The sequence below is a fragment of the Streptococcus sp. DD04 genome, from assembly GCF_001578725.1.
GTDB classification, from domain to species: domain Bacteria; phylum Bacillota; class Bacilli; order Lactobacillales; family Streptococcaceae; genus Streptococcus; species Streptococcus sinensis.
Genome location: NZ_KQ968980.1, coordinates 99806 through 119980 on the forward strand (window position 1 = coordinate 99806; position 20175 = coordinate 119980).

General features: G+C 43.6%; 24 protein-coding genes and 2 pseudogenes. 10 read left to right on the forward strand and 16 right to left on the reverse strand.

Annotated features, from left to right (window positions below):
• Nucleotides 1-21 precede the first annotated feature (21 nt).
• Nucleotides 22-1728, reverse strand: coding sequence for a dihydroxy-acid dehydratase (gene ilvD, locus STRDD04_RS08590; RefSeq protein WP_062201535.1), 1707 nt, complete (start codon nucleotides 1726-1728; stop codon nucleotides 22-24).
• Nucleotides 1729-2018: 290 nt separating this feature from the next.
• Between ilvD and rpmF the strand changes: the two genes are divergently transcribed.
• The gene (gene rpmF / locus STRDD04_RS08595; RefSeq protein WP_000290416.1) at nucleotides 2019-2201 is read left to right on the forward strand and encodes a 50S ribosomal protein L32; all 183 of its coding nucleotides are present in this window, start codon (nucleotides 2019-2021) and stop codon (nucleotides 2199-2201) included.
• 15 nt (nucleotides 2202-2216) lie between these two features.
• A complete protein-coding gene (gene rpmG, locus STRDD04_RS10700; protein WP_003026692.1) occupies nucleotides 2217-2366 on the forward strand; it encodes a 50S ribosomal protein L33 in 150 nt (49 codons plus the stop codon).
• 286 nt (nucleotides 2367-2652) lie between these two features.
• On the opposite strand, the gene STRDD04_RS08600 is transcribed toward rpmG, so the two are convergent.
• From STRDD04_RS08600 to STRDD04_RS08625, 7 genes and pseudogenes are all read right to left on the reverse strand, one after another.
• Complete coding sequence (locus STRDD04_RS08600; RefSeq protein ID WP_062201537.1) at nucleotides 2653-3270, reverse strand: SAP domain-containing protein; 618 nt, start codon at nucleotides 3268-3270, stop codon at nucleotides 2653-2655.
• A gap of 27 nt (nucleotides 3271-3297) precedes the next feature.
• Nucleotides 3298-3384 (reverse strand): annotated as a pseudogene (locus tag STRDD04_RS11040) (phosphomethylpyrimidine kinase); the annotation flags it as partial.
• Nucleotides 3377-3898: an AAA family ATPase gene (locus STRDD04_RS08605; RefSeq protein ID WP_062201539.1), complete on the reverse strand. Its 522-nt coding sequence runs from the start codon at nucleotides 3896-3898 to the stop codon at nucleotides 3377-3379. The gene STRDD04_RS08605 and the pseudogene STRDD04_RS11040, both read right to left, overlap by 8 nt.
• 313 nt (nucleotides 3899-4211) lie before the next feature.
• The gene (locus STRDD04_RS08610; protein ID WP_062201541.1) at nucleotides 4212-4403 is read right to left on the reverse strand and encodes a hypothetical protein; all 192 of its coding nucleotides are present in this window, start codon (nucleotides 4401-4403) and stop codon (nucleotides 4212-4214) included.
• Nucleotides 4400-4627, reverse strand: a complete 228-nt coding sequence (locus STRDD04_RS08615; protein WP_062201543.1) for a helix-turn-helix transcriptional regulator — start codon at nucleotides 4625-4627, stop codon at nucleotides 4400-4402. Before STRDD04_RS08615 ends, STRDD04_RS08610 begins: the two co-directional genes overlap by 4 nt.
• A 2-nt stretch (nucleotides 4628-4629) precedes the next feature.
• Nucleotides 4630-5229, reverse strand: a complete 600-nt coding sequence (locus tag STRDD04_RS08620; RefSeq protein ID WP_062201545.1) for a hypothetical protein — start codon at nucleotides 5227-5229, stop codon at nucleotides 4630-4632.
• A 245-nt stretch (nucleotides 5230-5474) separates the two neighbouring features.
• Nucleotides 5475-6335, reverse strand: coding sequence for a cation diffusion facilitator family transporter (locus STRDD04_RS08625; RefSeq protein ID WP_062201547.1), 861 nt, complete (start codon nucleotides 6333-6335; stop codon nucleotides 5475-5477).
• Nucleotides 6336-6504: 169 nt separating this feature from the next.
• Here STRDD04_RS08625 and STRDD04_RS08630 point away from each other — a divergent pair, with 169 nt between their 5' ends.
• Both STRDD04_RS08630 and STRDD04_RS08635 read left to right on the forward strand, forming a co-directional pair.
• A complete protein-coding gene (locus STRDD04_RS08630; protein ID WP_062201548.1) occupies nucleotides 6505-7026 on the forward strand; it encodes a TetR/AcrR family transcriptional regulator in 522 nt (173 codons plus the stop codon).
• A 76-nt stretch (nucleotides 7027-7102) separates the two neighbouring features.
• Nucleotides 7103-8275, forward strand: a complete 1173-nt coding sequence (locus tag STRDD04_RS08635; protein ID WP_062201550.1) for a CynX/NimT family MFS transporter — start codon at nucleotides 7103-7105, stop codon at nucleotides 8273-8275.
• Here STRDD04_RS08635 and STRDD04_RS08640 read toward each other — a convergent pair.
• Nucleotides 8270-8875, reverse strand: a complete 606-nt coding sequence (locus STRDD04_RS08640) for a DNA-3-methyladenine glycosylase (RefSeq protein WP_062201552.1) — start codon at nucleotides 8873-8875, stop codon at nucleotides 8270-8272. The genes STRDD04_RS08635 and STRDD04_RS08640 overlap by 6 nt on opposite strands.
• Before the next feature lie 161 nt (nucleotides 8876-9036).
• On the opposite strand from STRDD04_RS08640, the gene STRDD04_RS08645 reads away from it, so the two are divergent.
• Both STRDD04_RS08645 and STRDD04_RS08650 read left to right on the forward strand, forming a co-directional pair.
• Nucleotides 9037-9783 (forward strand): DeoR/GlpR family DNA-binding transcription regulator, encoded by a 747-nt coding sequence (locus tag STRDD04_RS08645; protein ID WP_062201554.1) that lies wholly within the window; start codon nucleotides 9037-9039, stop codon nucleotides 9781-9783.
• A 41-nt stretch (nucleotides 9784-9824) separates the two neighbouring features.
• On the forward strand, nucleotides 9825-10652 hold the full coding sequence (locus STRDD04_RS08650) for a Cof-type HAD-IIB family hydrolase (protein WP_062201556.1): 828 nt from the start codon (nucleotides 9825-9827) through the stop codon (nucleotides 10650-10652).
• A 30-nt stretch (nucleotides 10653-10682) separates the two neighbouring features.
• Here the strand turns inward: STRDD04_RS08650 and STRDD04_RS08655 are convergent, their stop codons facing one another.
• The 6 genes from STRDD04_RS08655 to STRDD04_RS08680 are packed head-to-tail and all read right to left on the reverse strand — an operon-like array spanning nucleotide 10683 to nucleotide 15657.
• The gene (locus tag STRDD04_RS08655; RefSeq protein WP_062201668.1) at nucleotides 10683-11162 is read right to left on the reverse strand and encodes a GNAT family N-acetyltransferase; all 480 of its coding nucleotides are present in this window, start codon (nucleotides 11160-11162) and stop codon (nucleotides 10683-10685) included.
• Between the two features lie 25 nt (nucleotides 11163-11187).
• Nucleotides 11188-12459 (reverse strand): D-alanyl-lipoteichoic acid biosynthesis protein DltD, encoded by a 1272-nt coding sequence (dltD, locus tag STRDD04_RS08660; RefSeq protein ID WP_062201559.1) that lies wholly within the window; start codon nucleotides 12457-12459, stop codon nucleotides 11188-11190.
• A complete protein-coding gene (dltC, locus tag STRDD04_RS08665; RefSeq protein ID WP_062201561.1) occupies nucleotides 12452-12691 on the reverse strand; it encodes a D-alanine--poly(phosphoribitol) ligase subunit DltC in 240 nt (79 codons plus the stop codon). Before dltC ends, dltD begins: the two co-directional genes overlap by 8 nt.
• Before the next feature lie 22 nt (nucleotides 12692-12713).
• Nucleotides 12714-13958, reverse strand: coding sequence for a D-alanyl-lipoteichoic acid biosynthesis protein DltB (dltB, locus tag STRDD04_RS08670; protein WP_062201563.1), 1245 nt, complete (start codon nucleotides 13956-13958; stop codon nucleotides 12714-12716).
• On the reverse strand, nucleotides 13955-15505 hold the full coding sequence (gene dltA, locus STRDD04_RS08675) for a D-alanine--poly(phosphoribitol) ligase subunit DltA (RefSeq protein WP_062201564.1): 1551 nt from the start codon (nucleotides 15503-15505) through the stop codon (nucleotides 13955-13957). The genes dltB and dltA overlap by 4 nt, the downstream gene beginning before the upstream one ends.
• Nucleotides 15506-15525: 20 nt before the next feature.
• Complete coding sequence (locus STRDD04_RS08680; protein WP_062201566.1) at nucleotides 15526-15657, reverse strand: teichoic acid D-Ala incorporation-associated protein DltX; 132 nt, start codon at nucleotides 15655-15657, stop codon at nucleotides 15526-15528.
• A gap of 266 nt (nucleotides 15658-15923) precedes the next feature.
• Here STRDD04_RS08680 and STRDD04_RS08685 point away from each other — a divergent pair, with 266 nt between their 5' ends.
• The 4 genes and pseudogenes from STRDD04_RS08685 to STRDD04_RS08700 all read left to right on the forward strand — a co-directional run bounded on the left by STRDD04_RS08685 (nucleotide 15924) and on the right by STRDD04_RS08700 (nucleotide 18798).
• Complete coding sequence (locus STRDD04_RS08685; protein ID WP_062201569.1) at nucleotides 15924-16250, forward strand: PadR family transcriptional regulator; 327 nt, start codon at nucleotides 15924-15926, stop codon at nucleotides 16248-16250.
• Nucleotides 16237-16836, forward strand: coding sequence for a DUF1700 domain-containing protein (locus STRDD04_RS08690; protein ID WP_062201570.1), 600 nt, complete (start codon nucleotides 16237-16239; stop codon nucleotides 16834-16836). Before STRDD04_RS08685 ends, STRDD04_RS08690 begins: the two co-directional genes overlap by 14 nt.
• A complete protein-coding gene (locus STRDD04_RS08695; RefSeq protein WP_062201572.1) occupies nucleotides 16829-17728 on the forward strand; it encodes a DUF4097 family beta strand repeat-containing protein in 900 nt (299 codons plus the stop codon). The genes STRDD04_RS08690 and STRDD04_RS08695 overlap by 8 nt, the downstream gene beginning before the upstream one ends.
• 117 nt (nucleotides 17729-17845) lie before the next feature.
• Nucleotides 17846-18798: pseudogene (locus STRDD04_RS08700) on the forward strand (S66 family peptidase).
• 39 nt (nucleotides 18799-18837) lie between these two features.
• Here STRDD04_RS08700 and STRDD04_RS08705 read toward each other — a convergent pair.
• Nucleotides 18838-20088, reverse strand: coding sequence for a S41 family peptidase (locus STRDD04_RS08705; protein WP_062201574.1), 1251 nt, complete (start codon nucleotides 20086-20088; stop codon nucleotides 18838-18840).
• Between the last annotated feature and the right edge of the window lie 87 nt (nucleotides 20089-20175).

A 20175-nucleotide genomic window follows, 5' to 3' on the forward strand; every position in this document is an offset into this window, starting at 1 on the left:
CTTCTTTTTTTCATATATAGGCTATTTCTTGCCGGTTTCTTCTGGTTTCCAGAAGTCAGTAACAGCACCTTTAGCGGCAGAGGAAACCATGTGAGCATATTTACCAAGTACCCCGCGACTATAAAGCGGTGGAATAGTCGTTTCTGCCTTACGTTTCGCCAGCTCTTCATCAGAGACTGCCATGGAAATTTCCTTGGTGTCTTGGTCAACCGTGACCATATCGCCAGTGCGAAGGTAAGCAATCGGCCCGCCATCCTGAGCTTCCGGAGCAATATGCCCAACAACCAAACCGTAAGTACCACCTGAGAAGCGGCCATCTGTCAGAAGAGCCACCTTGTCCCCTTGACCTTTCCCTACGATGATAGAAGAAAGTGACAGCATTTCTGGCATACCAGGACCACCCTTTGGTCCAACATAACGAACCACGACAACATCACCATCTACTACTTCATCGGCCAGCACTGCATCAATAGCAGCCTCTTCTGAGTCAAAGACCTTGGCTGGTCCAACGTGACGGCGTACTTTAACACCAGAAACCTTAGCAACAGCACCATCTGGAGCCAGATTACCATGCAAGATGATAAGCGGACCGTCTGCACGCTTAGGATTTTCAAGCGGCATAATGACCTTTTGACCTGGTGTCAGATCAGCAAATTCCGCCAGATTTTCCGCCACCGTCTTACCTGTACAAGTGATGCGATCACCGTGCAAGAAGCCATTAGCCAAGAGATATTTCATAACGGCAGGCACACCACCGACATTGTATAGGTCTTGGAAGACATACTGACCAGATGGTTTCAGATCCGCCAAATGCGGCACACGCTCCTGAATGACATTGAAATCATCCAGCGTTAGCTCCACATTGGCCGCATGGGCAATGGCTAATAAGTGAAGAGTAGCATTGGTAGAGCCCCCTAGAGCCATGGTCACTGTAATGGCATCTTCAAAAGCTTCGCGGGTCAAAATGTCAGAAGGTTTGAGCCCCATTTCCAACATCCGAACAACTGCTCGGCCAGCTTCCACGATATCGTCTTTCTTATCTTGGGACTCTGCTGGGTGAGAAGAGGACCCCGGCAAGCTCATACCAAGGACTTCAATGGCTGTCGCCATAGTATTAGCCGTGTACATACCGCCACAGCCGCCAGGTCCAGGGCAAGCGTTACACTCAATGCGGCGCACTTCATCAGCGGTCAAATCGCCATGATTCCACTTCCCGATTCCTTCAAAGACGGAAACCAAGTCGATGTCCTTCCCGTCAAGATTTCCCGGTGCAATGGTTCCTCCGTAAGCGAAAATAGCTGGGATATCCATGTTAGCGATGGCAATCATGGAACCAGGCATATTCTTATCACAGCCCCCGATAGTGACGAAGGCATCCACATTGTGTCCGCCCATGGCAGCTTCGATGGAGTCTGCGATGATGTCGCGTGAAGTCAGAGAGAAGCGCATGCCCGGTGTTCCCATGGCAATCCCGTCCGCAACCGTAATCGTACCGAACTGAACCGGCCAAGCACCTTGTTCCTTCACTCCTTCCTTGGCCAGTTTCCCAAAATCATGCAGGTGAATGTTACAAGGTGTATTTTCCGCCCAAGTCGAAATCACCCCGACAATCGGAGTCTCAAAGTCCTTATCCGTCATCCCCGTCGCCCGCAGCATGGCACGGTTGGGAGATTTGACCATACTGTCATAAATCTTGCTTCTGTGGCGTGTATCTACCTTATCTGTCATGTCTTTCCCTTTCCTTGCTCTATTTCTTGTAACCCTTATTATAGCACACTTTCACCCACTTTTACAGAGGGAAATTTTTAAATTTTCAGAATTTTTGAAAAACAAGAACTAGGTGTGCCAGCCTTATCTGCTAAGCAACAACCCTTTAGCAACTAGCTCTGCCATTCCCAAAAAGAAAATCAAAAAAAATTGTCAAGTAACTTTACTTTACAAAAAAGATTTGATATACTGTTAAAGTTGATGAAAATCATGAGATTGCATCGAATTACATTCTAAAAGGAGAAACTAAAATGGCAGTACCTGCACGTCGCACCTCAAAAGCGAAGAAAAACAAACGTCGTACACACTACAAAGTAACAGCTCCATCTGTAAACTTTGACGAAACTACTGGAGATTACTCACGTTCTCACCGTGTATCCCTCAAAGGATACTACAAAGGACGTAAGATCGCTAAAGCTGCTGCAGCAGAATAATAGAAGGGAGTTATCATGCGCGTAAATATCACACTTGAACACAAAGCATCTGGTGAACGCTTGTACCTTACTTCTAAAAACAAACGTAACACTCCAGATCGTCTTCAATTGAAGAAATACTCACCAAAACTTCGCAAACACGTTGTGTTTACAGAGGTTAAGTAAGGGTTCACTACGAATCAATACAGAAGGAAAACGCTGATTTCAAGCGTTTTTTCTTTTTCTTGAATTCAGTACATCGCAATATAAATCAATCGAATCACTACCTTTTTCACTACCTTTATTTAAAATGAGAATATTGATTCGGACAATAAAAAGTAAGAGGAACTTCATTACGAGGCTCCTCTTTTTTCTATGCTTGCTCCAACATCTATTTTATTATTGTGTTATAATAAAATAGTATATAAATTAATGTATACAGCTTTATTCAGCTCGACAAGCTGGAACCTATTTACTTACGGTATTCCTCTAGTTTAGATTCATACTTTTTTAAAAGTTCCCGTGAGTAAACTTTTTCATGTGTCGAGTTTCTAACTTCTTTCCAGAGAATAGCTGCAACTTTTAACTTATTAGAATAACAATCGCTCAATTCATCTAAACAAAAGTCTTTTAGAAACTGATTCCATTGGCAAGCCGAACTATCATACTTAGCATAATCTGACTCACCATAATATATTTTAATCATATCTTGAATAGTGAATGTTATATCTTTATCCCTTTTTACTTTTCGCCAAGCCGTTGCCATATCAGCGCTAAATTTAAAGGGGCTAATGCCTGTTACAGCTGAAAAATAATCTCGAAATTTTTGGTTAAAAGAAAAACCACAGTTAAGTAACGGAGTCTCCAAGGTTATCACTTCGACTTGACTTTTGTTTCCTTTACTCAAAAATTTTTCTACTTTATTTCCCCTAAAATATTGTTCGATAATATAGTTCAATTCTTGCTTCGTACATCTATACTCTAATCCAAGGGACTTACAAATTTGTGAAAGTTCTTCTCGATACCAATAGTATCTATTAAATTCTTCAAATGATTTTATATCTCCAAAATCAGGTCTTTTTTCTCCCATATGCACACCTTAATAAATTCAAATTTGTCAGACAATCAATCTACTTGCCAACTTGTAAACCTGTCTTATCTCTTTACTTTCTAATTTCCAGCTATCAAGCTCAATTTTAATCAACTAAAAATCTATCCGAAGTTTTTATGATATGTGCTGTTTCTTTGATGTCCAAATCATCTGTATACAGCAAATGATTTTCCTCAATATTTTTAGCTAAGAACTCATTTCTTGACTGGATTGATAAATCACCTGTTCTTTCAATTTCTTCTCTAGAAGAATCTCGGTCTCTAAGCGTTTGCTCTTCTGCTAGCAAGACACAGTATTTTAAGTTTATCTGTCTTGCCTTTAAGAACTCCGCGATTTTCTTCAGTTGTTCCTCAAATATGACATATTCTATAACGACTGTGATGTCTCTGTCGATGAAATTATTAGTCAGACTGATGATATTATCCCAGAATAAATCCATATAATAGCCATCATCTTCCCAGGGTGCTACTAATCCGCCTTTAATCATCAAATAAATCATATCACCTTCTATTACCGCACTTTTGTCAAAAGAGTAAGCTAATTCTTTGCTGACCGTACTTTTTCCAACGCCTGGAGGACCTGAAATGATATAAACACAATTTTCCAATGGAACACCTCTATAAATTTTATTCTCTGTAAATAGTCGCTCATATTATACCATTTTTAAGATATTTTTCTACTTACTTCAAGTCTTTCATAGAAATAGATAGGAGAAAAATGAAATCATTGACATCAAGAAAACCTTTGAAATGTTGATTTCAAAGGCTTTTCTTTTATTTTCGATGAAATAAACTGAATTTTAACTGATTAAAATGAGTCTGGTTTCGGGTCAAGGTTATTTCACCTTGCATAGGAGTAACCAAATTTCTAGCACTTCATTTATATTCAATGTTAATTTATTTCAAGTCCCTGATTTCTCTTTAAGACAATTTCTCTACATCTTTCACATAGCTTCGCACTACAGTACCGCAGTGTTTGCAAATGTCGTGATAAAGGGTTTGTCCATTAAAAGTAATCTTTTTATCTACGGAAGTGATGCCAGCATAGCCTTTAGGCTGTTGGCAAGTGATAAATTTCTCTGAACCACAGTGAGGGCAAATCAGTTGTTTCATGATTTTTCTCCTTTTTCTTTTAGTTGGAAAAGTTCTTCCACCTGCAAATTAAAAACCTGAGCAATTTTGAGGGCCATCTCCAACGAGGGATTGTAACGGTTATTTTCCAGATGCAGAATCGTCTCGCGTCGTATGCCAATGCGATCAGCCAACTCCTGCTGGGTCATACCAATGGATTCGCGGACAGATTTGAGATTGGTGATAATCTTACTCTCCTTGGCCATGTCTATCCTCTCCTTTCAAAGATAAGATAGACAACTGCAAAGATGAAGAGCAAAGCAGCTATACCAATAAATACCTGACCCATGTAAAGAGTGAGAGAACCCGTATAGCCAATGATAACTGCCAGAATCATCAGGGCACCAAGAATCAAGACAAACATCAAACTAGCTGCCTTAGCTAGATTGGCATAGAAGCGTTCATCTGGCTGCTCTTTGACATTTTTCAAAGAGAAAAAACAAAATACAATCGCTTCAATAACGAGGCCAATTCCCAAAATCCACTCCTTAATGCCGGATTCTCCGCTTGGAGTCACAATCCAAATCCCTACTGTATAAATTAAGAAGGCTGCAAACAAGAGCATAACGTATAGTTTGGCAGACAAGTCAAAACTCGTCTTTTCCTTGTCTTTCTGATGGTTATGCGGCCACGGTTTTATGCGTAGCCAGCTCCAAATAGCTACGAGCTGAGCTAGGCCTACCAGACCGATAATAACCCACTTGGCTGTCCAACTAAGATTGCTGGGACCAAAGAAAATATTAAAATCAATAAATAGAGCAGTGGCAATCATCGCAATGAGGCCACCTGTTTTTTGACTTTTTTTCATGACAAACTCCTTTCATCAGCTAGAAAGACGTAAAAAATAGAAAAGTAATAAATTTTTTGAGAGATGATTTATCTTCTGACATCCTTTTTTAGTCATTTCACTATTTTGGTGTTAGAAATATCTCACATCCTTTATGTTATAAATATATCACATCCGACCACAAAAGGCAAGAATTTATGTGCTATTTTGGAAAATTTTTTTAATTTCCGTAAACAAAAACCCCAGAATTCCTCTGGGGCTCTAAACTATTCTCTTCCGACACAGCATTCTTGGTGTTCCTGCAAGCTTTCATCAGTCTGAATGGTTACTTTGGCAATGCCGTAAGTGTGTAGCTTCCGGCGCAGGGTATCCTGCGTCTCAGCCAGCAAATTTGGATTTTCCAGACAGATATGGAGCATGGCAAATTTTTCTAAGCCATCTGTCGTCCAAACATTGAGCTGGGTAATGGCTCTCACATTTTCCAATGCTGCTATTTCCTGATAAAGCTGACTGAGATCCACATCGCTGGGTACATGGTCTAGGAAAATCTGGATATTTTCCCAGAATTTTGGCAGGGCCTGACTGAGAATAAAGCCTGCGATAAAGAGAGAAAGCAGCGGATCTAGGAAGTACCAGTCGGTGAAGCGCAAGATGAGGGAAACTATGATAACTGCTATCCAGCCCAAAATATCCTCAAGGAAATGCAGACTGAGAATGGATTCATTATGACTGTGTCCATGGCTGACCACTCTGCTGGCTGCTGTATTGACGACAATGGCAACAATCCCCAAAACCAACATGCCATCATAATTCACCTTCTCCGGAGCAAATAATTTCGGAATATTTTCCACGATAACCAGGGTCGAACCGACCAGCAAAATCACTGAGGTCAACATGGCTCCCAGCAAGCTGTAACGTTTATAACCCAAGGTATACTCTCGGTCTTCTTTTTTTGTGGAAATTTTTTCAAAAAGAGTCGATAGGCCAATAGCCAGAGCATCTCCGGTATCATGAACCGAATCCGCTAAGACAGCGCTGGAATTAAAGAGAAGGCCAAAGATAAATTCAATAATGGCAAAAGAAAAGTTTAACAGAAAGGCAATTGTCATATTTCTACTGGATTTCATGTGAACCTCCTTATTTATTTTCCTAAACGAATAATACTTATGGTATAATGTAATCAATACCGAACACTCTGTTCAATTATATTATCTACTATTATTAGGAAGGAAACAAGAGGCAGTTCATATCCTTTGTCTGTTAGCAGACAAAAAGCTCTTTTTGTACGGAATTTCCATGGATAGACGAGTAAAAAAATCACGCGCAGCCATTTACCAAGCCTTTATCAGCCTGCTCAATCAGAAAAGCTACGAAAGCATCACCGTTCAGGAAATCATTGACCTGGCAGATGTGGGGCGCTCTACCTTCTATAGTCACTTCGAGACCAAGGAAGCTCTGCTAGAGGAACTCTGCCAAGAGCTCTTTCAGCACACCTTTATCGAGCGCTCGGAGGGTCGGGATTTGTTTGAAGCGACAGCCCATATTTTCCATCACTTTCGGAAAAATCAGGATCGGATAGCCACCCTCCTCCTCGCTAAAAATACTTATTTCATTAACCGCCTGAAAATTGAGCTGGAACACTATCTCTTTCCCATGATTCAGCAGAAATTATTGCAGGAAAAGAGCCATCTACCAGAGCATTTTCTAAAAAATTATGTGACGTCAACTTTTGTGGATACGGTCAGCTGGTGGCTGCAGCAAAGAAAGCAGGTGGACGAAGACACGATTTCCCACTATTTTCTGGACTTGATGAGCTAATCTGCAATTTACCTATCATTTTCAGGGAAGATGTGGTATAATCGTTCCTTGACGCACGAAAGGAGATTGATAACTTATGAAAAAAGAACACTCCCCATTTTTAATTCCAGGTATTATCATGATCGGAGTTGCCTTGCGGGCACCTTTTGCTGTTTTGCCTGTCGTTTTGACGGACATTGCAGATGGACTTCAGGTTCCAGTTAGCTCCATGGGTCTCTTGACCAGTCTGCCTCTGATTATGTTTGCCCTCTGCTCGGTCTTTGCTCCGCGCTTGGCGCAAAAGATGAGCTTGGAAAAACTGTTTGCTCTTGTTTTACTCGTGCTAACTCTAGGCTCGCTGATTCGCGTATTTAATCTTCCCTTACTTTATACAGGAACTATTATTTTAGGAGCGGCTATTGCTGTCTTAAACGTCCTTCTTCCGAGCTTGATTCAGGCCAATCAGCCGCATCGTGTCGGTCTTTTGACAACTCTCTATATCACATCGATGGGACTGTCGATCACGATTCTGTCTGCTGTGGCTGTTCCCATCGTTCAAATGAGTTCCTGGCAAGGTCTCATCTGGGTATCAACCCTAATCTGCCTCATAATCCTCTTGGTTTGGCTGCCCAATATCAAATACAGCCATCACTTGGCCAGTAAACATCAGAAAAAGCAACACCTAGGCGCTCTTCTGAAAAATCCAAGAGTCTGGGCCTTGATTTTATTTGGTGGTTTACAGTCACTGGTCTTTTATACCACTATGACTTGGTTGCCGACCTTGGCGCAGCAAGCTGGACTTTCTACGGATACGACAGGCTTACTAGCAGCCATATTTTCTCTAATTAGCCTGCCCTTTTCGATGACAATTCCTAGTTTGACAGCCCGCTTGAAAGCTCGTCAACGTCTGGTCATGATTAGCTTGGTTTCCGCAGCAGGCCTGATTGGTATTGCCATGCTCTTGATTCGGACAGATTCCTTTGCTTACTGGTTAGTTCTTAATCTCCTCATTGGCATGTCTGTCAGTGCCCTCTTCCCCTATCTCATGGTGACCTTCTCCCTCAAGACCTCTACGCCTGCGCAAACGGCCCAACTATCCGGACTGGCTCAAACTGGAGGATACATCCTAGCTGCCTTCGGCCCTAGCCTCTTTGGCTACAGCTTTGATTTATTCCATTCTTGGACGCCAGCCATTTTGATTCTCTTTGGTCTGACCCTCATTATGGCCTTGAGTGTCTTCTACATAGAAAAATTTGACAAGATTTTATAAAACTTCTGATTCTCCATCAGGAGTTTTTTGCTGCCAAGTTTCTTGGTCGGCCAGTAAATTTTTCTTAGCAATTTTAGAAACATGCCGATTGCCCGCAACATAAAAACCCAAGGGCTCTTGCCGCCATGCGTCTATGCAGGTGACACCAATCCGCGACCGACTTTCGATTTGAACCGGTTTACAATCCTCGTCTAGCTGCAAACTTCCTCCTAAACTCTGACCGTCAAAACGCTTATCAATTCCTGCATACCTAGTCAGCTTCCCCGGACCATTGGCCAAAAGGCGCCCATCTGGCAATTCCAAAGCTCGAATCAGAACAGCCTCGGCGATATTTTCACTCTTAGTCACCAGATTCAGCATCTGATGGCCGTGAATCTGATAGACATACCAATGGCCGGCAGTCAGATACATGGATTCATTTTTAGGGGAGCGGCGCCCACCAGCAGAATGACAGGCACTGTCCTGCTGTCCCAGATAAGCTTCTGTTTCAACAATTCGTCCCAAAACTTGGCCGTCCAAAATTAACTGCATGCCTAAAAGAGCCTTGGCAGTTGCAACTGTGTCTTCTGCCATCAGTCTCCGAAATTCACTTGAAATCATCTTTCCCTCATCTTATCCGCTTGATTTTTTTGATTATAACATAATTTCAAAAGAACTTTTCTTATTTTTGATAAAAATACTTAAAAATCATTAAAAAAACTTTTAAAAACTTAAAATGTGTGTTATGATTGTCTTAGAAATATGAAGAAAGGATAAAGAAGATGTATCAGGAGCAGCGGCTTTCAAAAATACTGGAACTTTTGGAGGACAAAGGACAGCTGGCAGCCAAGGACATGGTGGACCATTTTCAGGTTTCCAAGGATACCATTCGCCGCGATTTCTTGATTTTGAGCGAGCGAAAGCTGGTTCAGCGTACCCATGGCGGGATTATTCCTTTAGAAAATAGTCGGCAAATCCCTTCTTTCAACGACCGCGTCGGCCAACTCAACCAAGAAAAAAAAACCATCGCTCAGAAGGCTCTGGACTTTCTCAAACCCAATCAGGTCAATTTCTTTGATGTGTCAACGGTGGTTCTTAAGCTGGCTCAGCAAGTTCAGCAACCAATGACGATTTTTTCTCATTCTTTGGATAATGCCATCATGCTGAGTGACCAAGAGCAGGTTGCTTTCCATCTTTTAGGTGGAAAGTTCTATCCGAGAAATCGCTTTTACTACGCCCTCAATGAAGCCGAGCTGCTCAGAAGTATTTCTTTCGATCTGGCCTTCATCGGAGCTGCAGGGCTAAAAAATGGCCAAGTTAGCTTTGAAGACCAAGAAGATGCCTATCTGAAGAAGCTCGCTCTCAAGCAGGCTAAGACAAAGATTCTGCTGGCCGAGCAGGCCAAAGTTAAGAAAGAAGCAACCTATATTTTAGGAAATATCAGTGATTTTGACTACTGGATCACGGATCAAAAACCCAGCCCTGAGATAGAAGCTCTTCTGGCTGGAAAAGTCATCATCATTTACTAGCTCGACAAGATTTCATTTTATAGCTTACGGAGGAAGCGACCATGACCAAACAACATATTCGTTTGATTATCAGCGACATTGACGGCACAATTCTTGATGACCAGCACCAAGTAGATTCGCAACTGAGGGAGCAGATTCCCTTGCTGAAAAAAGAAAACATTCCCTTTGTCCTAGCTTCTGCCCGCTCTCCTCTGGGAATGGAGCCAATTGCGCGTGAGCTGGGACTGGGTGATAATCCTCTAGCCTGCTACAACGGTGCCCTGATTATCAAAGGAGATCCAAATCAGTACGAAACGATTATCGAGCATCCATTGGATAAAAAAGAAATCCACACTTTTCTGGAACTTGTCAAGGCCGAGTTTCCTAGTGTTTCCATCAATCTCTACTCTGGTAAAGATTGGATTACTGAACGTTTGGACAAATGGGTTCAAATTGAAGCTGAGATTACAGGTGAGCATCCTCTTATTCAAAATGTTCTGCTACCCGTTCTGGATGCTCTCATTCCAGTCCATAAGCTGCTTTTAATTGATGAAGCAGCTGTTATCCAGCAACTGCATGCTTACTTGCAGACCTTGGATTTCCCCAATACATCCTTCTACCTGTCCAAGGATAACTACATGGAAGTCACACATCAACAGGTGTCAAAAGAGCACGCCCTTCTGGAAATGGCTAACCACTATCAGATTCCGCTGGAGAAAGTCATGACGATTGGGGACAACTTCAACGATCTTCCGATGCTGCGACTGGCCGGTCTGGGAGTTGCCATGGGCAATGCCCCTCAGGAAGTAAAAGCGGACGCTCGGACAGAGACCTATAGCAACAACCAGCACGGTGTCGCAAAAGCTATTGAAAAGTATGTTTTAATCTAATGAAAAAAATCTGCCCTTGAGCAGATTTTTTCATTGATGATAATCATAGGCAAGCCGAGGGCTGCCATCTGGCAAATAGATCGTGCCACACTGACTAAAGCCATAGTGGCGAATGGCTGCCTGCATAGGATGGTTATCCGCATGCGTATCGATGCGGAGGTAGGGAATCTGCTGCAAGCAAAAGTCAAAACACCGATGAGCAAAGCCCTTGACCTGTCCATTAGAAGCAAGACGGTGAATCGTACCATAAGGCTCTGTGAAGTGCCAAGCGCCTTCAATCTCTTGGTAGGTAGGGTCTGGTCCAATGATGAGGGCAAAGGTTCCAACAATTTGTCCAGCTTCTTCGCAGACATAGCAAGTTCCAGTCTGGATATCTCTCTCCACCAGCTGACGATTCGGATAGGAAGCTGGCCACTGACTCGGATTCCCCATAGTCCGCATGAACTCCCTAGCCTGATCAAAAATTGCTAAAATTGCTGGGACATCCTGCATTTCCGCCAAACGAATCATGTTTTCTCCTTCCAGCTGCAGTTTCTTATTTGACAAATTCCTCGTAGTTACCCGTATAGTTGGCCCACTCCTTGCTGAAGAATTTTTCATTAATCTCATAGTTTGGAGCCGGTTGAGGGTTGGACACAAAAGGATCTACGGCCTTGTCGAAGGCCAGCCAGCCATTCCAGCCCATGTGGATCGTATCCTGCATAAAATATGGCTTGTCCCCATCTTTGGAAAAGTCGGCAATATGCGTAAAGCCCTGACTTTCCAGCTGGAATTTAATCTTATCGACCGTCCGCTGATACATGTCTGCATTCAAGCCCGTGTAGGCCATCCATTTGGCGTTGACCGGCGGGATAACAAAGATAACATTCGTATGAGATTTGGCAAACTGTTCCAAAACTAGCTGCAAATCATTGTACTCTGGAGATTTTTCATAAGACTGCTTGGATTGGAAACCTTTGAATTTCTTGATTTTGCTGGCCAAACGTTTCTTATAAAAACCATTGTCAATACCCAAATCATTATTGCCAGTTCGTTTAATAGCGTCTGCTGTAGCAACCTTCTCCAAGGCTTCATAAGAAAATTCGTCCGGAAGGCGCGAAAGCTGAGGCAAAATTTTAGTCTCATAGTTCTCATTATTGCCAGCCGCAAGAGTGCTGAAAAGGGCATCCTCCCGCTGATAGAACTGGTACATCGTATAGATATACTGTTGCTCAAAAGAAGTCAGCTGACTACCATCTGATACTTTCTTAACAATGTCTCCCATGGCAATATTAGGATAGAGCTGCAGGAGCCGTTGGGCTGCATACTGAGAGCCTACTCCGCCGTCCTGCTGACTGAGAAAACCAGTCAGCTGATCGCTGTTGAAATACTGCTGAAAGGCCGAAGCATCGTAGCCTGTCTTGGTAAACCACTGGGGAGAAACGACATAAACCGCTGTCTTATTCTCCAGCTCAGAAGCCATCTGCTGCATCCCAAAATACTGATTGAGCGAAGCGGCCCCCCGCTGCCCCAGAAAATAAGGTCGGTAATTGCGGTCATACTTCTCAGCCAAAACAGCTGGATGCATGCTGTCAAAGCGCAGCCATTCGCTGGAGCCAAAGAAGGGAACAAAGCGGGTGTCTTGATCTGTCAGGGCCGTCATTTTTTTGCTACGGCTCTTGAAAGTTTCTGCTGTCAGTGTTACAGCTGAACGCTTCTCTGTTTCCACATCATGCTTTTTCTCAATCGGATAGAAGAAAAAGAGCAGGGCGACCATGATCAAGGCGCAGAAGACCGGCCCTAGAATCAGCCAGAGTCGTTTAAGCATTACGAAGCTCCATTACGCCTTCAACGATTTTATTGGCTGTATTCCAGTCATCGCGGCCAAACTCTGATACTGGCACGCGGATGTCAAAACGGTTTTCCAGCTCAACAATCAGCTCCACCGTTCCCATGCTGTCCAAAACGCCAGCATCAAACAAATCTTCGTCCATCATATCTGACACATCTTCCATAAATAATTCGTCAATAATTTCAATTACTTCTGCTTTTACATCCATTATAGTTTCCTCGTTTTACATTTTATTTTTTAAACCAAAGGTCATTCAAGAATCCTGAGAAGATCAAGAATGAGAACATGACAACATGGAAGGTGATAACAACCCCCAGCGCTTGGGTCCACTTGTTGTCAGGCAGGGTTGGTAACCCCTTGCTTTTGCGCTCTTTATTGATGGTCTTTTTCTTACGGAGCCAAGCGTCATTGACCACCAAGCCCAGACCGTGGAAAAGACCATAGGCGATATAGTACCAGGTCACACCATGCCAGAAGCCCATAATCAGCATGTTGATCAGATAGGCCACACTAGAGGTCGTGTTGCGGTTTTTAAAGACCTTGTTGCGCATCAGCACCATGACCAGGCGCATAAAGACAAAGTCACGGAACCAAAAGGACAGGCTCATGTGCCAGCGATTCCAGAATTCCTTCAAATCGCGTGAAACAAAAGGCTTGTCAAAGTTGATAGGGCTCTTGATGCCCATAAGATTGGAAATAGCCACCGCAAACATCGAATAACCGGCAAAGTCAAAGAAGAGATCCAGACCAAAGACATACATGACGCCTAGCGTTCCTAGATTGAAGAAACCGCCAGTATAGAGGGCATAGGTCTTGACATGCCCTAAAATCATGTGGCCAAAGATATGAGCCAGGACAAACTTATAGAGAAAGCCCAGCATGATATACTTGACCGACTGCTCCAGCATATCCAAGAGCTCATCACGCTCTGGTATTTGGAGATAATTTTCATTGAAACGCTTGAAACGATCAATGGGGCCACTAGAAAAAGTGGGCATAAAGAGCATAAAGCGGAGAAATTCCCAGAGGCTGAAATCAGTCAGCATGCCATCCCTCAGCTCAATAATCATACCAACTGAACGGAAGGTCAGATAGGAAATTCCCAGAAAGCCAAATAGCGATTGATGGCCACTGATAGCTGGCTCGACCTTGACCCAGAATAGGGGCAAGACCGCCAGTGCTGTATGCAAATAAAATATCCACTTGCTGTCCCGCTTTTTGCGGTAGAATTTATAAGAATAAACCCAGACCGTCTGCCAGACGACATAAAAGAGCAGGGCATAGAGCTGCGCCAGACTAGGGCCGGTCAACATCAAAACGATGAAAGCCAAGCTGACCAAGGCTTCGTAGATTGGGAAGCGTTTTTTAAAGAAAAGTCCGATAAAAATTGGCAAAACAGCCAAGATAAGATAAAGGAAATACTGTGGGTCTCCGTAAGGCTCCAGATGAGGAAGCTGTTTCAAGAAATCCATCATGACTTGTTGACCTCACTAATCAGCCCCTTGATATCAATCTTGCCGTTTGGTGTTAGGGGCAGAGATTCCCGATAGAGGAACTTAGACGGCATCATATAAGACATCATGATATCCTGTAAATCCTCTTTGATAGCCTTGGTAATATCGATTTCGCGGTCAAATTGCTCTGCAACACCGTCTTTCAAAATAACGTAGGCCAATAAGTTTTGAACCTTGTGGTCCTTATTATAACGTGGCACTGCTACTGCCGCCTCGATATACTTGGATTTGTTGAGGTTTTGAGACACATCCTCTAGCTCGATGCGATAGCCGTTAAACTTAATCTGGAAGTCCATACGACCGCCGTAGAGTAGGAGACCTTCATCAGTCATCGTACCTACATCACCTGTATGATAGGCTGGAAGCCCTTCAAATTCAAAGAAGGCTTCAGCTGTCTTTTCAGGATTGTTGAGGTAGCCCTTGGATACGGCTGGTCCGCAGACAATGATCTCGCCCTGCTGACCATTCGGCAATTTTTGCCCATTTTCATCGATGACAAAGGTTGGTGAATCCGCCTTGGTATAGCCAATTGGCAGACGCTTGAGGGTCGCTAGCATCTCATCCGTGATGGCAACTGCAGACAGAGCCACCGTTGCTTCGGTCGGGCCATAGGCATTGATAATACGAGCCTCAGGGAAACGCTCCCGCAATTTCTGAGCTGTCTTGACCGTCAGCTCCTCTCCATCAAAGTAAAAATGCGTAATACCTGGCATCTTTTGGCTATTAAAATCTTCCGAAAGCATGGCCATATCCGCAAAGGACGGTGTAGAAGTCCAGATTGCTACAGGCAGGCTGAGAATCGCTTCAAATAGCTGCTTGAAGTCCTGAGTCAGGCTAGACGGCAAGGCATAGAGAGTGCCTCCCAGTGCCAAAGTCGGTGCCCAGTACATAACTGACAAGTCGAAAGAATAAGGCGGTTGCGCCAGCATTTGCGGACGGCTCGGTGTCGCAAATTCCTTGTCTGTAATCATCCAGTTGGTAAAGCTGAGCAGGTTGTCATGGGAGATTTGCACGCCTTTAGGTTTGCCGGTCGTACCAGAAGTAAAGATGATGTAGTAATTATCATCGCCCTTGACTGGATGGCTAATCTCATAAGTAGTCTTCTCTGCATAAGCTGCTCGAACCTGATCCAGACTGAGGATAGCTGCATCTGTATCAGTCAGCGGAAAATCCGCAATGGCAATAATCAAGCTTGGTTCAGCTACTTCCACAATAGCAGTCACGCGCTCCAAGGCCGAATGGCTGTCAATAGGAATATAGGCATGACCTGACTTGGTCAGAGCCACAAAGGTAGCCAGCATTTCATATTCCTGACCACCGTAGACCACCACTGGTGACTTGGGAGCCAGCCCCAAGCTATCAATCTTCTCCGCTAGCGCATCTGAGTCAGCCTTTAGGTCTCCATAAGTATGGACTTCTCCGAGGACATTGTAGACAGGAAAATCCGGCTGCGTCTGAGCAAAGTGCTCAATCGCTTCAATCATATCTGTAATTGCTGTATTTGACATGTGTATAGTACTCTCTTACATTAAAATTCATTGTAGATAAAGCCACCCTGACCTTGGCCAAGATAACTAAAGAAATAAAGCAGGGCGACAAAAATCACAAAGTATAGCAGTGTCTGCCCTACAAACTTATAAATCGTCTTATATTTCATCATTTCATTCACTCTTATCTTCTTTTAGATAGACATAGATTATTTTACCATGTTATAGAGAAAGATTTCAATATAAAAGCTGTGGATTGTGTAAAGTTCTTGTAAGGAAATAAAGAGGAGAAAAGCTGATTCCCTTATTTTTCATGGATGAAATCCTTTTCAAAACATATATGTGAAATTTATATATATTGCTTGACTTTTAGTTTGAAAGGCATTATCCTATATGTAGAAAGTTTATATATAATATTTTTATATATAGGAGGTAGTACATGTATTTCCCTACATCTTCTACCCTGATAGAATTTCTGATTTTAGCGATTTTAGATAAAGAAGATTCCTACGGCTACGAGATTAGCCAGACCATCAAGCTCATTGCCGATATCAAGGAGTCCACGCTTTATCCTATCCTGAAAAAATTGGAAAAGAGTCAGTATTTAGAGACATACTCTCAGCAATATCAAGGTCGAAAACGAAAATATTACTCTCTGACCCCAACAGGTCAGAAACAACTGGTCAGCCTCAAAAAGGAATGGGAGCTTTATACCAGCACGATTAAGGGCATTATTGAAGGGAGTGTTCGCCATGACAAGAACTGAATATCTAGCTCAACTAGATAACTATTTGAAAAAGTTGCCAGCAAAAGACTATCAAGAAGCCATGGACTACTTTACTGAGTATTTTGACGAGGTCGGTCCAGAAGGCGAGGCAGCAGCTATGGCTGAGCTGGGCAGTCCCAAAGAAGCTGCTCACGAGATTATCATCAATCTTCTGGACAAGAAAGTAGAAGAAGACAGCCAAGACGCTGGCTCTGTCAAAAATAGCAAACAGATCGTCCAGATTGCCGTTCTGTCCATCTTAGCAGCACCGCTGGCAATTCCCCTCCTGATTTTGGCTTTGACCTTGGTCTTTACTTTTTTCCTCCTCATCAGTGTCTTTGCTTTTGTTATGGCCGTCTTTGCTTTTGCTATGTTTGCCATGGGGGCGAGTCTGATTTGGGACAGCCTGACTCTCGGCATGGTCACTTCTATTCCTGCTTTTGCCCTCAGTTTGGGAATGACCCTCTTAGCCTTAGGCTTAGCTGGACTCTTCTATCTCAGCATTGGTCCTATCCTTCGCTTTATCAAACTGAGTTTTGTCAAACTCGCCCAAGCCTTAGCACGGAAAGGAGGCCGTCATGTCTAAACTAAGAAAAAACATATTCAGCTTTGCTATTGCTGCCTGTCTGCTGGGTCTAGGCCTCATACTGGTAGGGCTAGCCAGTGGTGGGCTGCAGGATCTGGTGAGGAGCTCAGCCGCTAGCACCAAGATGACCAAGCAAGAAGAAACCTATGACAATATCCATTCCTTAAATCTAGAGCTGAGCAATCGCTCGGTTATTATCGAAGAATCACCTGATGATAAGGTTCACTTGACCTATTATCAAGGAGACGGCAAGACAACTGAAAAAATCAGTACCAAGGCTGAAAACGGAAGTTTATACATTATGGAATCCAGATTTTTTATCAACATTAACAGCGGCCTGCGCTCCTTACTGAGCTTGATAAATGGAGAACTGGAAAGGACTCAACAAATCACTCTAAGCCTACCTAAGGGAAGGAATTTGGAGCAGGTCAAGGCCAATTTAGCTAACGGCAGCCTATCGATCAATGACCTGACTATCCAACAATTAAACGCCGATCTCAGCAATGGATCTATCGAACTCAGTCAGAGCCAGATTGAGAGCGGCAACATTGAAAGTGCTAATGGCAGCATCGAGCTAGTCCAAACCAGCCTGACCGATACTCAAATCAGTCTCTCCAACGGTAGTATCACTAGTGATAAACTGACCCTCAAGGGCAATATCAACATGTCCAGCGGCAATGGCTCCATCGCTCTCCATCTCACCGAAGAGACCTACAAAGCCATCTCACTGGACCTGCAAACAGACTTAGGTGACATTGAAGTGCCCAAGGACATGCAGACGAGCCACGACCAAGAGGACTTTATCGGCGATCGGGTCATTCATACCAATGAACAGGCTCAAGCCAAGCTGACAGCCCGTACCAACACCGGCAGCATTGAGATTAGTTATTAAAGATAGAACGGAGCCTGATTGGTTCCGTTTTTTATAGTCATTTTCTTTAACCCCACCTTTACTTCCCATAGCCTTTATGTTATGATACTCTATAAAATTTACCACAAGGAGGTTCCTATGAAAAAACTCGCACCTGGTATGCACATTCGGGTCGTCAGCCCTTCGGCATCAATTGAACACATCGGTGGCTTTGAGGCCAATCTAGCCGCCAAGGAGCGCTTGGAAAAGCTAGGATTTACCGTGTTTTTTCGGAGCATTATCTGGAAAATGACATGCTAGGTTCTGCCTCCATCGAAAGCCGGGTAGTAGACATCCATGCTGCCTTCGCAGATGAGTCCGTTGATGCTATTCTGGCCACTATTGGCGGTTTCAACTGCAATGAGCTCCTGCCCTATCTGGACTTTGAATTGATTGCTAGAAATCCTAAGATTTTCTGCGGCTACTCGGACACAACAGCCTTGCTCAACGCCATCTATAGTAAGACCGGCATGAAAACTTATATGGGTCCCTCCTACTCTAGCTTTAAGATGGATGCCCTGCAGGACTATCAGAGCGAGAGCTGGCTCAAGGCCGTCAGCCAGACTTCTTATGAATTGACTCCTAGTGAAAAATGGGGCGACAATACTTGGTATCTACCAGATGCGCCACTGACCTTCCATGAGACAGAGTGGAAAGTCTACAACCATGGAAAATCTCAAGCCACTGCTATCGGCGGCAATCTCTCCACCTTCTTACTCCTACGTGGCACCCCCTATGCCCCGACAGATGAAAACTATGTCCTCTTTGTTGAAGAGGCGGAGGAAGATGATTATGTGGAGTTTGACCGCAATCTAGCAGCCCTCCTACAGGCCTATCCTAACCCACAGGCCCTTCTCATCGGCCGCTTTCCAAAAGAATGCCAGATGACAGAGGAGCTGCTCCTTTATATCTTGGACAAGCATCCGATTTTAAAGACTATCCCTGTCCTCTATGACTTGGACTTTGCTCATACTCAGCCACTCTTTACCATTACCATCGGTGCTCAGGTGACGGTTGATACGGAAAAGATGGCCATCAGAATTGATGAATAAACATGAAACGACCTCCAAACAAAAGGTCGTTTTTGATATCTAAAAGTCATGAATCATCTCTAAACAGCGCTCCAAATCCACATCCCGCTCCAGATGCTCAACTGTCCAAGGAATCAGGATGTCTGGTTCGATCCCCTTGTCTGTCATCCCCTGTCCCTTATCAAGTGCTAGAGCGCGTGAAGTTGGAAAGTTCAAACTATAGTCACCATAATCTACCTGACAGCAGTTGGAATAATCTAGTATTCCAAGAGTCGGGCGCCCCAGAACCGTCACCTTAGGAAACCATTTCATCATCTGGACAAAATTGTCTCCCGACGAAGCACAGTAGACATCTGCCAAGACAAAAATCTTCTCAGGATGGCTTCCTCCTTTCACATTAGGAAACATTTCCCTGTCCTCGCCTCCAAATTTGACATAGCCTTTGCCCCGATTGGCCTGCAGGTCTTGCATGATTATCTCCAACAAATCCTTCGTCTCCTGGTTAATCCCTTCCTGCTGCACGTAGGCTTCAAAATCTTTCAAACGCAGGTCGACATTCCGCTCTGTGTAGAGAATTTCCATCCCTTCATCAGTCCAGTCCAAGTCAGAATAGCTTTGCCCCTCAGAAAGAGCATAGTGGAGCAGGGGAAAATACAGCGAGTCCATCCCGCCAGTATTTTGACGGACATCAATCACCAGACAAGCAGCCCTCTTGATAGTATCTTGTGCTTCCTGATAGAGTTTGTTGATGGCTTTCTCGTTCCTAAAGTCATCCAAACGGAGATAAATAACACCCTTTTCTAACTCTTTCCATTCAAATCGGCTCTCTATAGGATTCTGGCTAGGTTCAACTGAAAGGATTTGCTCTGCTCCTGCTCGCAAAACAGTCACTTGCCCAGCTTTTGAAATCAACTCGCTCCACTCACGATAGTTTCGCTCGGGTGTTGAGCTGGTAAAATACGCTCGGTGCATCCTATAAAACTCTTCTAGATGCTGTCCATCCAGTTTCACAATTTGATCGCCCGCCTGCAAATTCGTATCTGCATTAGCCTGCTCAACATAAAGTCCTTGGATTGTTGAACGTAGAACAAAACCTTTTGGCTTAGCATGTTTCTCCCGAAAAGCTACGTGGCCGATAACTCCGAAGCTGGCTAGATAAGTCTGAACCTGATAAAGAAAGTCCTTTTCACTCATATCGTCTGAAATACATTTGCGAAAACCAGTCGGATCCGCACCGGCAATATCCTTTTTAGTTGCCGAATCTTGGGTCATAATCGAAACAACATCTTCAAAAATAGCCGTTTTTCTCATCGTATTGCTCCTCGTCATTATTGAGACTAGTATATCATTTTTGCACATTTTACGCCGATTTAAACAAAAAAATCTAAGCAAAATCTA